The 14,421-nt window shown below is 41.5% G+C and carries 12 protein-coding genes; 10 read left to right on the top strand and 2 right to left on the bottom strand.

Annotation, left to right across the window (positions count from 1 at the left end):
- The 10 genes from rpoZ (at position 1) to O3633_RS03225 (ending at position 11,626) form a co-directional block, all read left to right on the top strand.
- On the top strand, positions 1–315 hold the full coding sequence (gene rpoZ / locus O3633_RS03270; protein ID WP_006146546.1) for a DNA-directed RNA polymerase subunit omega: 315 nt from the start codon (positions 1–3) through the stop codon (positions 313–315).
- An 84-nt stretch (positions 316–399) separates the two neighbouring features.
- Positions 400–2,796, top strand: coding sequence for a primosomal protein N' (locus O3633_RS03265; protein ID WP_371620371.1), 2,397 nt, complete (start codon positions 400–402; stop codon positions 2,794–2,796).
- A gap of 12 nt (positions 2,797–2,808) precedes the next feature.
- The gene (gene fmt / locus O3633_RS03260) at positions 2,809–3,744 is read left to right on the top strand and encodes a methionyl-tRNA formyltransferase (RefSeq protein ID WP_371620370.1); all 936 of its coding nucleotides are present in this window, start codon (positions 2,809–2,811) and stop codon (positions 3,742–3,744) included.
- Positions 3,737–5,050, top strand: coding sequence for a 16S rRNA (cytosine(967)-C(5))-methyltransferase RsmB (rsmB, locus tag O3633_RS03255; protein WP_371620369.1), 1,314 nt, complete (start codon positions 3,737–3,739; stop codon positions 5,048–5,050). Before fmt ends, rsmB begins: the two co-directional genes overlap by 8 nt.
- 15 nt (positions 5,051–5,065) lie before the next feature.
- Positions 5,066–5,806 (top strand): Stp1/IreP family PP2C-type Ser/Thr phosphatase, encoded by a 741-nt coding sequence (locus tag O3633_RS03250; protein ID WP_045763175.1) that lies wholly within the window; start codon positions 5,066–5,068, stop codon positions 5,804–5,806.
- A complete protein-coding gene (gene pknB, locus O3633_RS03245; protein ID WP_049529962.1) occupies positions 5,803–7,689 on the top strand; it encodes a Stk1 family PASTA domain-containing Ser/Thr kinase in 1,887 nt (628 codons plus the stop codon). The genes O3633_RS03250 and pknB overlap by 4 nt, the downstream gene beginning before the upstream one ends.
- 104 nt (positions 7,690–7,793) lie before the next feature.
- A complete protein-coding gene (locus O3633_RS03240) occupies positions 7,794–8,552 on the top strand; it encodes a threonine/serine exporter family protein (RefSeq protein ID WP_049529963.1) in 759 nt (252 codons plus the stop codon).
- A 1-nt stretch (position 8,553) separates the two neighbouring features.
- Entirely contained in the window at positions 8,554–9,003 is a 450-nt protein-coding gene (locus tag O3633_RS03235; protein ID WP_045763178.1) for a threonine/serine exporter family protein, read from the top strand.
- 176 nt (positions 9,004–9,179) lie between these two features.
- Positions 9,180–10,352, top strand: coding sequence for a hydroxymethylglutaryl-CoA synthase (locus tag O3633_RS03230; protein ID WP_049529964.1), 1,173 nt, complete (start codon positions 9,180–9,182; stop codon positions 10,350–10,352).
- A complete protein-coding gene (locus O3633_RS03225; RefSeq protein ID WP_371620368.1) occupies positions 10,352–11,626 on the top strand; it encodes a hydroxymethylglutaryl-CoA reductase, degradative in 1,275 nt (424 codons plus the stop codon). The genes O3633_RS03230 and O3633_RS03225 overlap by 1 nt, the downstream gene beginning before the upstream one ends.
- A 36-nt stretch (positions 11,627–11,662) precedes the next feature.
- Here O3633_RS03225 and O3633_RS03220 read toward each other — a convergent pair whose 3' ends face one another.
- Positions 11,663–12,628: a LacI family DNA-binding transcriptional regulator gene (locus tag O3633_RS03220; protein ID WP_254726861.1), complete on the bottom strand. Its 966-nt coding sequence runs from the start codon at positions 12,626–12,628 to the stop codon at positions 11,663–11,665.
- Positions 12,609–14,063 (bottom strand): sucrose-6-phosphate hydrolase, encoded by a 1,455-nt coding sequence (locus tag O3633_RS03215; RefSeq protein WP_371620367.1) that lies wholly within the window; start codon positions 14,061–14,063, stop codon positions 12,609–12,611. Before O3633_RS03215 ends, O3633_RS03220 begins: the two co-directional genes overlap by 20 nt.
- Between the last annotated feature and the right edge of the window lie 358 nt (positions 14,064–14,421).

The raw sequence follows: 14,421 nt of genomic DNA, 5'->3' as shown, positions 1-14,421 counted from the left end.
ATGATGCTTAAACCCTCTATTGATACCTTGCTTGATAAGGTACCATCAAAATATTCACTCGTCATCTTGGAAGCAAAGCGTGCTCACGAATTAGAAGCTGGAGCACCTGCTACTCAAGAATTTAAATCTGAAAAATCTACTCTTCGTGCTCTGGAAGAAATTGAATCTGGGAATGTAACCATCCACCCAGATCCAGAAGGAAAACGCGAAGCTGTTCGTCGTCGTATCGAAGAAGAAAGACGATTGAAAGAAGAAGAAGAAAAGAAAATTAAAGAGCAAATCGCGAAAGAAAAAGAAGAAGGTGAAAAAATTTAAGGTTGGGGGGACTCAATCTTATTTTTTCTATTGCAAGAATACTCAATTAATTAAAAGGATTTAAGAAGAGAAGGAGGTGAGGATATGGCTATTGCAAAAATCATTGTGGATGTTCCCTTGATGCAGACAGACCAGCCCTATAGCTACAAGATTCCAGAGGAATTTGAAGAGATGCTGAAAGTTGGCATGCGGGTTCATGTACCTTTTGGGAAGGCCAATCGCTTGATTCAGGGAATTGTTCTTGGGTTGGAGTCTCAATCTGATGCAGATGTGGCAGACGAGGACTTAAAAGAAATTGCCGAGGTGCTGGACTTTTCTCCTATTTTAACAAAGGAACAACTCTGGCTAGCAGAGGAACTACGTAAATCAGTCTTCTCATACAAAATTTCTATCTTAAAAGCCATGCTCCCTGGATTTTTGAACTCTAGCTATGATAAGATCCTCTATCCTCTGGAAGGCTTGAGTCAGAAAGATAGAGACCGTTTGTTTGGTTCGCAAGATTCTCTAGCCTTTTCATCGCTTGACTTGAAAAAGCAGGCCGAGATGATGCGATTGACTCGAAAAGGACTTTTGAAGTTAGAGTATCAGGCTATAGACCAGAAGAAGGTTAAAATACAGTCTTGGGTTGAAGTTCATCTTGAACAGTTAGAACAGCTAGAAATCTCAAACCGTGCCAAGAAGAAATTGGAATTGCGAGATTATTTATTAGCACATCCAGAAAGTACTCCTTTGGCTGCTTTGTTAGAACATTACTCACGGGAACAAGTTAACTTCTTTGTGGGACAGGGTGCTTTGGCGATTTTTCAAAAGGAAGTTCAACGTTCAGCTGCCTACTTTGAAGGAATCGAGTCAAATCAAGCCTTAGAGTTAAATCCGGAGCAAAAAGAAGCCTGTGAGGCGGTTGTTGGATCGATCGGAAAGCAACATCCTCCATTTCTTCTACAAGGAATCACTGGAAGTGGGAAAACCGAGGTTTACTTGCAGATTATCCAAGGTACCCTGGATATGGGAAAAACAGCGATTGTTCTAGTTCCGGAAATCTCTCTGACACCTCAAATGACGGAGCGCTTTATTGCTCGTTTTGGTGAGCAAGTTGCCATCCTCCACTCAGGCTTGTCCAATGGTGAAAAGTATGATGAGTGGCGCAAGGTGGAGCGTGGTGATGCTCAGGTAGTTGTTGGGGCCAGGTCTGCTATTTTTGCACCTTTAAAAAATCTAGGTGTTATCATTATCGATGAAGAGCATGAGGCTAGCTACAAGCAAGACAGCAATCCGCGTTATCATGCTAGGGATGTGGCTCTTTTACGTGCCCGGTACAATCAAGCAGCATTAGTCCTTGGTTCTGCAACCCCGAGTCTAGAAAGTCGTGCGCGTGCTGGCAAGGGTGTCTATCAACATCTACGCCTGACGCAACGGGCCAATCCTTTAGCAAGTATTCCTGAGGTTCAACTGATTGACTTCCGTGACTATATCGGGCAGAATGAAACGTCCAACTTTACACCACCACTGATTGAGGCAATACAAGATCGACTGGATAAAAAAGAGCAAGTGGTTCTCATGCTCAACCGCCGTGGCTATTCTAGTTTTGTCATGTGCCGGGAATGTGGGGCCGTGGATACCTGTCCAAACTGTGATATTTCTCTTACTCTGCACATGGATACTAAAACTATGAATTGTCATTATTGTGGTTTTTCTAAGGAAATTCCTCATGTCTGTCCAAACTGTCAGAGTCGCAGTATTCGTTACTATGGAACAGGAACTCAGAAGGCCTACGATGAGCTAGCTGAACTCTTTCCAGAGGCACGTATTCTGCGCATGGATGTGGATACAACTCGTAAAAAGGGTAGTCACCAAGCTTTACTTGAACAATTTGGCAATGGTGAAGCGGACATATTGCTAGGAACCCAGATGATTGCCAAGGGCTTGGACTTTCCAAATGTAACCTTGGTTGGTGTTCTCAATGCGGATACAGCCTTGAACCTTCCTGATTTCCGTTCTTCTGAGAGAACTTTCCAACTCTTGACCCAGGTGGCAGGACGAGCAGGAAGGGCTGAAAAAGCTGGGCAGGTCTTGATCCAGTCTTACAATCCTCAGCACTATGCTATTCGCTTTGCCAAGGATCAGGACTATGAAGGCTTTTATGCCTATGAAATGGGTATCAGACGTCAGTTGGGTTATCCACCTTATTATTTCACAATTGGAATTACCTTGTCTCATAAGAAAGAAGAAGAGGTTCTTAGACGTGCTTATCAAGTCATGGAAATATTGCGGTCAGGTTTGTCGGATGCTAGTATCATCCTTGGACCAACGCCAAAACCTATTGCTCGGACTCATAACCTCTATCATTATCAGATTTTAATTAAATACCGTTTAGAAGATGAGCTAGGTCCAACCCTTAACCAGGTCTTGGCCTTGACACAAGAACGGGAAAATAGTGAACTTCGTCTCAGTATTGACCACGAACCGCAACAATTTTTATAAGAAGGAGAAGATATGACAAAACTAATATTTATGGGAACGCCTGAATTTTCAGCGACTGTTTTAAAGGGACTTTTGACAGATGATCGCTACGAGATTGTTGCAGTTGTAACTCAGCCAGACCGTGCGGTTGGACGTAAAAAAGTCATCCAAGAAACCCCAGTCAAACAAGCAGCCAAAGAGGCAGGCCTACCTATCTACCAACCTGAAAAATTATCAGGTAGTCCAGAAATGGAAGCCATCATGAATTTGGGAGCTGATGGGATTGTAACAGCAGCTTTTGGACAATTCCTCCCAAGTAAACTCCTTGATAGCATGGATTTTGCAGTCAATGTTCATGCTTCGCTCCTTCCTAAACACCGTGGTGGTGCTCCTATCCATTATGCCTTGATTCAGGGTGATGAGGAGGCAGGAGTAACCATTATGGAAATGGTCAAGGAAATGGATGCAGGAGATATGATTTCTCGTCGTAGTATTCCCATTACTGATGAGGACAATGTAGGAACCTTGTTTGAGAAATTGGCGATTGTTGGTCGTGATTTGCTTTTGGATACTTTGCCTGCATACATTGCTGGCGAGATTCAGCCTCAACCACAGGACCCAAGCCAGGTTACATTTTCGCCTAATATCAAACCTGAAGAAGAAAAGTTGGACTGGTACAAGACCAATCGTCAACTCTTTAACCAAATCCGTGGGATGAATCCTTGGCCAGTTGCCCACACTTTTCTAAAGGGCGAACGCTTCAAAATCTATGAAGCTCTGCCTGTAGAAGGCGAGGGGAATCCAGGTGAGATTATCTCTATCGGTAAGAAAGAATTGATTGTCGCAACAGCAGAAGGAGCCCTGTCTTTCAAACAGGTTCAACCAGCAGGAAAACCTAAGATGGACATTGCTTCCTTCCTTAACGGTGTGGGACGAACTTTGGCTGTAGGAGAACGATTTGGTGACTAAAGTAGAAACGGCTAGAAGTTTAGCTTTAGAGGTATTGGAGGATGTCTTTATCCAACAAGCATACTCCAATATCGCCTTAAATAAACACCTCAAGGGAAGTCAACTGTCAGCGGCAGATAAAGGCTTGGTGACAGAACTTGTTTACGGAACCGTAGCTCGAAAACTTACTCTGGAATGGTACTTGTCTCATTTTATCCAAGACAGAGAGAAGCTAGATAGTTGGCTCTATGTTCTTCTTCTCATGAGTGTCTATCAACTCCAATATCTAGATAAGCTACCTGACCATGCAGTGGTCAATGAAGCAGTTGAAATTGCTAAATTTCGAAAAAAGGGGAGCGAAAAACTAGTCAATGCTGTTCTGCGCTGTATCTTGCGTGAGGGCTTGCCAGATATTGCCTCTATCAAACGTAAAAATAAGCGTGATTCTATTGCTTTCTCTCTTCCAGTTTGGTTGGTTTCTAAGCTAAAGGAAGAGTACGGTGATGAGAGAGCGCAAGCGATTTTTGAAAGTCTATTGAGGCGTAATAAAGCCAGTATCCGTGTGACAGATTTGAGCCGAAAAGAGGAAATTAAAGCCCTGCTTGGTGCAAGTGATTCTCATTTATCTCCTGCTGGTCTGGTTAAGGAACAGGGGCATTTTGCTAGTCATGAATTGTTTTCAGAAGGACTTATTACTATCCAAGATGAGTCAAGTCAACTGGTTGCACCGACACTAGAGCTACAAGGCGACGAGCAGGTTTTAGATGCTTGTGCAGCTCCTGGCGGAAAGACCGCCCATATGGCATCCTATCTGACGACAGGTCAGGTAACGGCTCTAGATCTCTATGACCACAAACTCACTTTGATTCAAGAGAATGCTCAGCGTTTAGGTGTAGCGGACCGTGTCCAAACGCAAAAACTGGACGCTCGAAAAGTGCATGAATTTTTTGGTAAGGATCAATTTGATAAAATTTTAGTTGACGCTCCTTGTTCAGGGATTGGTCTATTGCGTCGAAAACCAGATATCAAATATAATAAAGAGACAGCAGATTTCGCGTCATTACAGGAAATTCAATTGGAAATATTAGGTAGTGTTTGTCAAACGCTACGTAAAGGTGGTATAATAACGTATAGTACCTGTACTATTGTCTCGGAAGAGAACTTTCAAGTGGTTCAAGCTTTTTTAGAAAGTCATCCCGACTTTGAGCAGGTTAAACTAGAACATGAATGTAAGGATATCCTAAAAGATGGCTGTATCCTCATTACTCCGGAATTATACGGAAGTGATGGATTCTTTATCAGCCAATTTCGTAAGATATCCAATTAGGAAGGAACTGACACAATGGAGATTTCATTATTAACAGATGTGGGTCAGAAACGTACAAATAATCAAGACTATGTCAATCTTTTTGTCAACCGTGCCGGTCGTACAATGATCATCTTGGCTGATGGGATGGGAGGACACCGTGCAGGTAATATTGCCAGCGAGATGGCAGTAACTGATTTGGGTGTTGCCTGGGTTGATACGCAGATTGACACCGTTAATGAAGTTCGCGAATGGTTTGCCCACCATTTAGAAGTTGAAAATCAAAAGATTTATCAAATGGGGCGTGATGAAGCCTATAAGGGAATGGGGACAACTCTAGAAGCCCTTGCAATCATTGATCATCAAGCTATTTACGCTCATATTGGAGATTCTCGTATCGGTCTCATTCGAGGAGAAGAGTACCGTCAACTGACAAGCGATCATTCCTTGGTTAACGAATTGCTCAAGGCGGGTCAATTGACACCTGAAGAAGCTGAAGCACATCCACAAAAGAATATTATCACTCAATCTATCGGACAAAAAGATGAAATTCAACCTGACTTAGGAATTGTCAGCTTGGAAGCAGGTGACTATCTGGTCATGAATAGTGACGGTCTAACCAATATGATTTCAGGTAGTGAGATCTATGATATTGTGACTAGCGATATCTCTCTTGATGATAAGGCAGCCACTTTGGTACGCTTTGCCAACAATGCCGGAGGGCTTGATAATATTACAGTTGCCCTTGTTTCGATTGAGGAGGAGGCGGCACTATGATCCAAATCGGCAAGATTTTTGCCGGGCGGTATCGGATTATCAAACAAATTGGCCGTGGAGGTATGGCAGATGTCTACCTGGCCAAGGATTTGATCTTAGACGGGGAAGAGGTAGCTGTTAAGGTCTTGAGGACTAACTACCAGACTGACCCGATTGCTGTTGCGCGTTTTCAGCGTGAAGCGCGTGCAATGGCTGACTTAGATCATCCCCATATCGTTCGGATAACGGATATCGGCGAAGAGGACGGTCAACAGTACCTAGCTATGGAATATGTAGCTGGTCTTGATCTCAAGCGCTATATCAAGGAACACCATCCCCTCTCAAATGAAGAAGCTGTCCGTATCATGGGTCAGATTCTCTTAGCGATGCGCTTGGCGCACACTAAAGGTATTGTCCATCGTGACTTAAAGCCTCAAAACATCCTTTTAACTCCGGATGGGACGGCTAAGGTAACGGACTTTGGGATTGCCGTAGCCTTTGCAGAGACCAGTCTGACTCAGACCAACTCTATGCTGGGCTCTGTCCACTACTTGTCACCTGAGCAGGCTCGTGGTTCTAAAGCAACGTTCCAAAGTGACATTTATGCCATGGGGATTATTTTCTATGAAATGCTGACAGGGCATATCCCTTATGATGGCGATAGTGCAGTAACCATCGCTCTCCAGCATTTTCAAAAACCTCTTCCTTCGGTCATAGCTGAAAATCCATCTGTTCCACAAGCTTTGGAGAATGTGGTTATCAAAGCAACTGCTAAAAAGCTAACAGATCGATATCAGTCGGTTTCAGAGATGTATGTTGATTTATCTAGCAGTCTATCTTATAACCGCAGAAATGAACCTAAACTTGTTTTTGATGATGCTACTAAGGCGGACACAAAGACATTGCCAAAGGTTTCTCAAACAACCTTGACCTCTATTCCTAAGGTTCAACCACAGGCAGATGCCCATCAGGCAACTAAAGCTAGCCCAGAAGTAAGCGCTAAAAAATCTGTGGAAAAACCAGTGAAAAAACGTCGTTTTAAAGCACGTTATCTAGTTCTACTAGCAAGTTTCGTACTGGTTGCCGCTTCTCTGGTGTGGATTTTATCCAGAACACCAGCTAACATCGATATTCCAAATGTAGCAGGTCAAACAGTTGCTGAAGCTAAGGAAACCTTGAAAAAAGCCAACTTTGAAGTTGGTGATGAGAAAACGGAAGCTAGTGAAACAGTCGAGGAAGGGCGAGTGATTCGGACAGACCCTGAGGCGGGTAGTAACCGAAAAGAGGGGAGTAAGATTAATCTGATTATTTCGTCTGGTAAGCAATCCTTTAAGATTGGTAATTACATCGGTCGGAAATCGACTGATGTCATTGCTGAGCTCAAGGAAAACAAAGTTCCTGAAAATCTGATTAAGATTGAGGAAGAAGAGTCCAGTGAATCGGAACCCGGTGTTGTTTTAAAACAGAGCCTTTCAGAAGGGACGACCTATGATCTTACCAAGGCCACTTCTATCGTTTTAACTGTTGCTAAGAAGAAAAAGGTGACGACGATAACTATGCCAAACTACATTGGCTCAAATCTTGAATTTGCTAAAAATAATCTTAAAAGTATTGGTATTAGTGAAGATAGAATTGAAATTAAAGAAGTGGAGATAGCACAAGAAGGAATTAAAGAAGGTGAGATTGCGAAACAAAGTCCCGCACCGGATGAAAAACTTGATTTAAGCAATCCGATAGTTAAACTCTATATTTATAAACCTAAAAAAACTTCACCACCAATTAGTCAACCTTCGTCAGAACATAATTCTGGTCAAACTGACACAACAAACCCTACAAACCCTACGCAGGGTAACCATCCAACGACTCCTACACAAGATGGAACTGGAAGTCAACGAAATCAATAGACTCTCTATATATAAACCAATCTTTGTCACAGTTTTTGTGACAAAGATTTTTTTTCCTCCGAAATTATGATAAAATAAAATGGAGTTTGAAAAAGGAGGGAAATATGGAAGAATCAAAAAAACTGAATGCAGTTATTGATGTCGTCATGCTAGCTGGAACAATTCTGCTTCGCAATGGTTCTGAGATTTATCGTGTTGAAGATACCATGATTCGGATTGCTCATTCACAGGGCATTATGGATTGTAATGTTTTGGCCATGCCTGCCGCCATTTTTTTCTCCATTGAAAATACAAATATCTCTCGTATGAAGCGAGTGACATCCTCCTCTTATAATATTGAGAAGGTATGTGATGTTAACCAAATTTCAAGGCAGCTTGTAGCAGGACAGCTTGATCTGGAGACAGCCTTTATCCAATTAAAGGAATTAAATGCTAAGGCGTCTCCCTATACCAATGTTCAACTAACTGCTGCAGCGGCTCTCAGTGCTCCCTTCTTCTCTATCATGTTTGGGGGGAATGTCTATGATGCCATCGGAGCGGGAGTGGCGACCTTATTTGCCTTTACTTGCTCTCTCTATGTAGAGAAGTTTATTCGTATTCCTTTTATGACAGCTTTTGCAGGTGCTCTTGTCTTTGGTTTGATTGCACAATTTTGGGCGCGCTATTCTGGTTTACCATCGACGGCGGATTTGGTGATTGCGGGTGCGGTTATGCCTTTTGTACCTGGAATTGCCCTGACCAATGCTGTTCGAGATATTATGACCAATCACATTAACTCTGGTATGAGCAAGATGTTTGAATCCTTGCTGATTACCCTTGCCTTAGGGGCTGGAACATCAGTCGCCCTCGTACTAATGAACTAATATGACACTAACAACATTTTTATTGCAAGCTCTGGCAAGTTTGCTTGCCATTATCACGTTTTTAATCGTTTTAAATGTCCAGCGTTCCATGCTGATTCCTGGTGGAGTTTTAGGGATGTCTATCTGGCTACTCTATCTAATACTTAAGGAACCAACCAATGTCATTTTGGCAACCTTTATTGCTGCTGTGATTGGTTCTTGTGTCAGCCAAATTATGAGTATCCTCTATAAGACACCAGCAGTTGTTTTTGCTCTGGCAATATTGGCACCACTAGTACCAGGTTATCTGTCCTATCGAACCACTTCCTTCTTCGTTACAGGTGACTACAGTCATGCCATTTCTAGTGCCATGTTAGTCATGATGTTGGCTCTCGTTATCTCCATTGGAATGGCCAGTGGAACAGTTTTGTTGAAATTGTATCATTATCTCAAAAAGAATCGAGCTAGCTAAGACTCGATTTTTTATAGCCCTAAAGTTCTGTTTGTTGGACTAGCCTAAAAATGAGACAAGGTTTTGAAAATGAACTTGATTTGGTGAATCAAGTCTTTTTTCGCTCATTTGATCTCAATTGTGATAAAATAGAGGTGAACGATTTTTTACAATGAATGATAAAAATAGAGGTAAATATGACAATCGGTATTGATAAGATTGGTTTTGCGACCAGTCAATACGTTTTGAAATTACAAGATTTAGCAGAAACCCGAGGAATTGATCCTGAAAAATTGAGTAAAGGACTCCTTTTAAAAGAATTGAGTATTGCTCCTTTAACAGAGGATATTGTGACCTTGGCTGCCAGTGCAGGAAGTTCTATCCTGACTGAAGAAGAGAAGCAAGAGATTGATATGGTTATCGTAGCGACAGAATCTGGAGTCGATCAAAGTAAGGCTGCTGCGGTTTTTGTACACGGTTTGCTTGGAATTCAACCTTTTGCTCGTAGTTTTGAAATCAAAGAAGCTTGCTATGGTGCAACTGCGGCCCTTCACTATGCTAAGCTACACGTAGAAAATTCCCCAAAATCTAAGGTTTTGGTCCTTGCTAGTGATATTGCAAGATATGGAATCGAAACTCCAGGTGAACCGACCCAGGGGGCAGGTAGTGTCGCTATGCTGATTAGTCAGAATCCACGTATCATGACTTTCAACAACGATAATGTTGCGCAGACTCGTGATATTATGGACTTTTGGCGTCCAAATTATTCCACGACACCATTTGTAAATGGAGTCTACTCAACGCAACAGTATCTTGATAGCTTAAAAACGACTTGGGAAGAGTACCAAAAGCGTTATGACTGTACTTTGGATGATTTTGAGGCTATTTGTTTCCACTTGCCATATCCGAAACTAGCTCTCAAGGGATTGAAAAAAATTCTTGATAAATCTCTACCTCAAGAGAAAAAGGATTTACTTCAAAAGCACTTTGATGAATCTATTATTTATAGCCAAAAAGTTGGAAATATCTATACGGGTTCACTCTTTTTAGGACTCTTGTCTCTTCTTGAAAATTCTGATAGTCTGAAAGCTGGGGATAAGATTGCCCTCTACAGCTATGGTAGTGGTGCTGTATCTGAGTTCTTTAGTGTAGAATTGGTTGAAGGCTATGAACAGCAATTGCAGAAAAATCGCTTAGAATTGCTAGACCAGCGTCAAGCATTGAGCGTAGCTGATTATGAACGAATCTTCTTTGAGGAAGCAAACTTGGATGAGTCAGGTTCTGCAACCATGTCAGGCTATGAAGGGCAGGATTATGCTCTGGTTGAGATTGTAGACCACCAACGTCGCTACAGCAAGGTTGAAAAATAATGAAAAAAAACTGGAATGGATTTGCTAAAAAATCAATTCAAGAGCGCCTAGAACTAGTTAAGTCTCAGGCGCTTACTTCTATTGAAGCCCAAGAAAGTCTTGAGCAAAATGAAAATCTCAGTCTAGCAGTTGCGGACCAATTGAGTGAAAATGTGGTGGGGACCTTTTCTCTCCCATACTCAGTAGTTCCAGAAGTACTGGTAAACGGTCAAGAGTACACCGTTCCTTATGTAACAGAAGAACCATCCGTCGTTGCTGCAGCTAGTTTTGCAAGTAAGATTATCAAACGTGCGGGTGGTTTTACTGCTCAGGTTCATCAACGCCAAATGATTGGTCAGGTAGCTCTTTATCAGGTTTCAGATAGGGATAAAGCTTGTGAGGCTATTCTGAGTCAAAAAGCAGAGTTGCTCGAACAAGCAAACCAAGCCTATCCCTCTATTGTCAAACGTGGTGGTGGAGCTAGAGAGCTAACAGTTGAGAAAATTTCTGGTGAGACGGACTTTTTAGTGGTTTATCTCTATGTAGATACTCAAGAAGCCATGGGAGCCAATATGCTCAATACTATGCTTGAGGCTTTAAAACCTAGCTTAGAGGCTCTAAGTCAAGGGCAAAGTTTAATGGGCATTCTATCCAACTACGCAACAGATTCTCTAGTAACTGCAACTTGTCGGATTGCCTTTCGTTATTTGAGTCGCCAGAAGGATGAAGCACGTGAACTAGCAGAAAAAATGGTTTTAGCCAGCCAGTTTGCTCAAGCAGATCCTTATCGAGCAGCTACTCACAATAAGGGAATCTTTAATGGAATCGATGCTCTCTTGATTGCTACTGGAAATGATTGGCGGGCCATTGAAGCGGGAGCACATGCCTATGCCAGTCATGATGGTTCCTATCGAGGCCTTAGTCGTTGGACGATGGATTTGGAAACAGAAGAGCTAATAGGAGAGATGACTATGCCGATGCCAGTTGCTACCAAGGGTGGATCAATTGGTCTTAATCCTCGTGTAGTTCTCAGCCATGACTTGCTAGGTCATCCATCAGCTAAGGAATTGGCTCAAATTATCGTGTCAATTGGTCTTGCACAAAATTTTGCAGCTCTTAAAGCTCTTGTCAGCACAGGAATTCAGCATGGACACATGAAACTTCAAGCGAAGTCACTAGCCCTCCTTGCAGGAGCTACAGAGGCAGAAGTGCCTAAGTTGGTAGAAAGCTTGATTGCTGAAAAAACTTTTAATTTAGAAAAAGCCCAAACACTCTTGAAAAAATTTAGATCATAAGAAAAAACTCAGACTGATTCAGTCCGAGTTTTTTGTTTAAATACTTTTACCTGGTAAAAGGGAGACTGGCAAGAAATAACCAGTGGTAGCAACCTCTTTACCTTCAATTTTTTGTAAGAGCAAATCAACTGTTAGGCGCGCAATCTCTTCCAAGGGTTGTTTAATGGTAGTAAGGTGAGGATAGAAATTCTCGATAAAATAAGTTCCGTCGTATCCAATAACCTTAAGTTGTTCTGGAACAGAAATAGCAAGTTCCTGAGCGATCTTCATCACTAAGATGGCTGTCAAATCATCCGATGCGAAAATAGCATCTGGTTTTTGTTTAGTTAGGATAGTTTTGATTTCCATTTCCTTGCGGAGGGGTGAAAAGTCACTGGAAATATTGATGATGGGAGCTTTAGGGAAGATAGAAGCAAAGCCTGCATGCCGAAGTCCAGTTGGTGAATTGGAGTTGTCATTACCTGTAATCATAATAACAGACTTAGCTCCAGTTTTCTCTAAAGTTTGAGCTGCAAGGACTCCACCAGCATAGTTATCAGAGGAAACAACAGGAATGTCCGGTGATAGGTTACGGTCAAAAGAGATAATTGGTGCTGTGACGCGATTGTAGTCTTCGATCCCTAAGTTATGGCTACCAGAGATGATGCCATCCACTTGGTTGGCTTCTAGCATTTCAAGATACTCACGTTCTTTTTCCGAATCGTGCTCACTGTTACAGATGATTGTCTTGTAACCTTTTTTGAAGAGTTCGTGTTCCAATTTGTCAATCAATTCAGCATAGAAAACATGGCTGATTTTTGGGAAAATCAAACCGATTAACTTGGCTGATTTTCCTTGAAGACTTCGAGCTAAGTTATTAGGTTTATATCCCAGCTCACGCATAGCTTCATTGACTTTTTGAATGGTTTTTTCAGACAGATAGCCTTTTTTATTGATGACACGTGAAACGGTAGTAGGGCTGACGCCAGCCAATTTTGCGACATCAGTTAGTTTTGCGACCATATTCTAATTCGTAGTAAGTTCCAGTTGGGTTTCCAGATTTAATCATGATTCCATTTTGGTTCTCATGTGGGAAGACACGACCAGAAAATACTTTTTCTCCTTTATTAATGAAAATTTCAAAGACTGAATTATCGATGAAGATATTTACGGTAGTTGCTTGGTTATTAATTGGACATGAGCGAGTAGTTCCAAATTCTTGAGCGTATTGCTCACCTGCCTGACTGCGGTCAACGGTTACTTGGCCATTGACAAGATCGAAATTGATAGAGAGCCCCTTGCCGTCTTTATCAGCAAGAAGTATGATTTCACTTTGACTATTAGCCTCTAAGTTCAGTTCAAGTTCGTAGGTGTTCTTAGTTTCAGAACGATTTGAAAATTCCTCTTTTGAAGCACGGAGTTCCTTGATGGCTGCTACAGGATACTGATAGAGTTTGCCATCTTTAATGGTAAGTTCTTTGACTAATGAGAAAGTTCCTTGGTGATCAAAGCGATCAGATGGATAAGAAACATCTGGTAAACCAAGCCAACTTACTGCTAAGGCACGTCCATCAGGAGCATTGAAGGCCTGAGTAGCATATGCTTCGAAACCATAGTCTAGATTGTGTAGTTCAGACACATCTACCAAACGAGCATTTTCAGGATCGAAGGAAGCACCAATTTTATACATATTTGGATAGATATTGTCATAGTCAAGAACCTTTTTATCCAAACCTTGTGGGCAGTAGAGAAGGACAGGTTGTTCTCCGACAAAGACAAGATTTGGGCACTCCATCATATAGGCAGTACGGTCATTGTTGAAGTCCAAATCACCAACTTCTTGCCAGTTTGTATAATCATTATCGATAGCTTTGTAGAGACGGACAAATCCTTTTTTCTCCAAGTCTTGTCCACCAACGATTGCGTAGTATTGTCCTTTAAAGTTAAAAATCTGTGGATCGCGGAAGTGGTCAGTTGCATCAGCCGGTTGATCAATCAAGACCTTATCAATTTTTTCAATCTTACCGTCCTTATCCATTAAGGCACCGATTTGATAAGGGTGACGCACCCAGTTTTCATCACGGACATTTCCCGTATAAAATAGGAATAACTGATCGCCAAACTGCATAGCAGATCCAGAGTAAGCGCCGTGGCTATCAAGTGGAGTGTCAGGTAAGATTTTTACACCTGTTTCAGTAAAGTGAACCAAGTCGTCGCTTTCAAGCTGAACCCAAGATTTCAATCCATGAGCTGCACCAAAGGGGAAGTTTTGGTAAAAGACAACCCACTTGCCATCAAAGTAAGAAAAACCGTTCGGATCGTTAAGGAGTCCTTCCTTTGGTTCAATGTGATAGCTGACATGCCATGGGGATTGTGCCATCTTTTCTTGGATTTCTTTTCTTTCTTCTTGTGTCCAATCTTCATAACGTCTGTAACGACGTTCAGTAGTCCATTCCATTTCTATTCCCTCCATAAATTCTACTATCTTTATAGTAAACGTTTCCTTTTAAAAAAGCAAGTCTTTTATCATAAAATTAAGAAAAAAATGTCAAACGATTGACAGAAACAGTTTGAATAATTTTATGAAAATAAATGAAAAAATGAAAGAATTTGCAAAAAAATCTTTAAAAACCTCACAATAATAGGTAAAATATTGCTTGTTTTATTTTAAAAACATCAAAAACAATCAAAAAATTCAAAATGCTAAAATTTTTTCTGCAAAACGCTTGACATATTTTAAAAACATGATAGAATTATATGCGTAGGGCGGATAAAATCGCTTTCAAACATTTTACAAATTTTTTATAAGGAGATTT

It is taken from the genome of Streptococcus sp. 27098_8_22 (assembly GCF_041432415.1).
Lineage (GTDB): Bacteria > Bacillota > Bacilli > Lactobacillales > Streptococcaceae > Streptococcus > Streptococcus pseudopneumoniae_M.
Note: the sequence above shows the minus strand (reverse complement) of the source record. Positions and strands in the feature narration are given on the sequence as shown.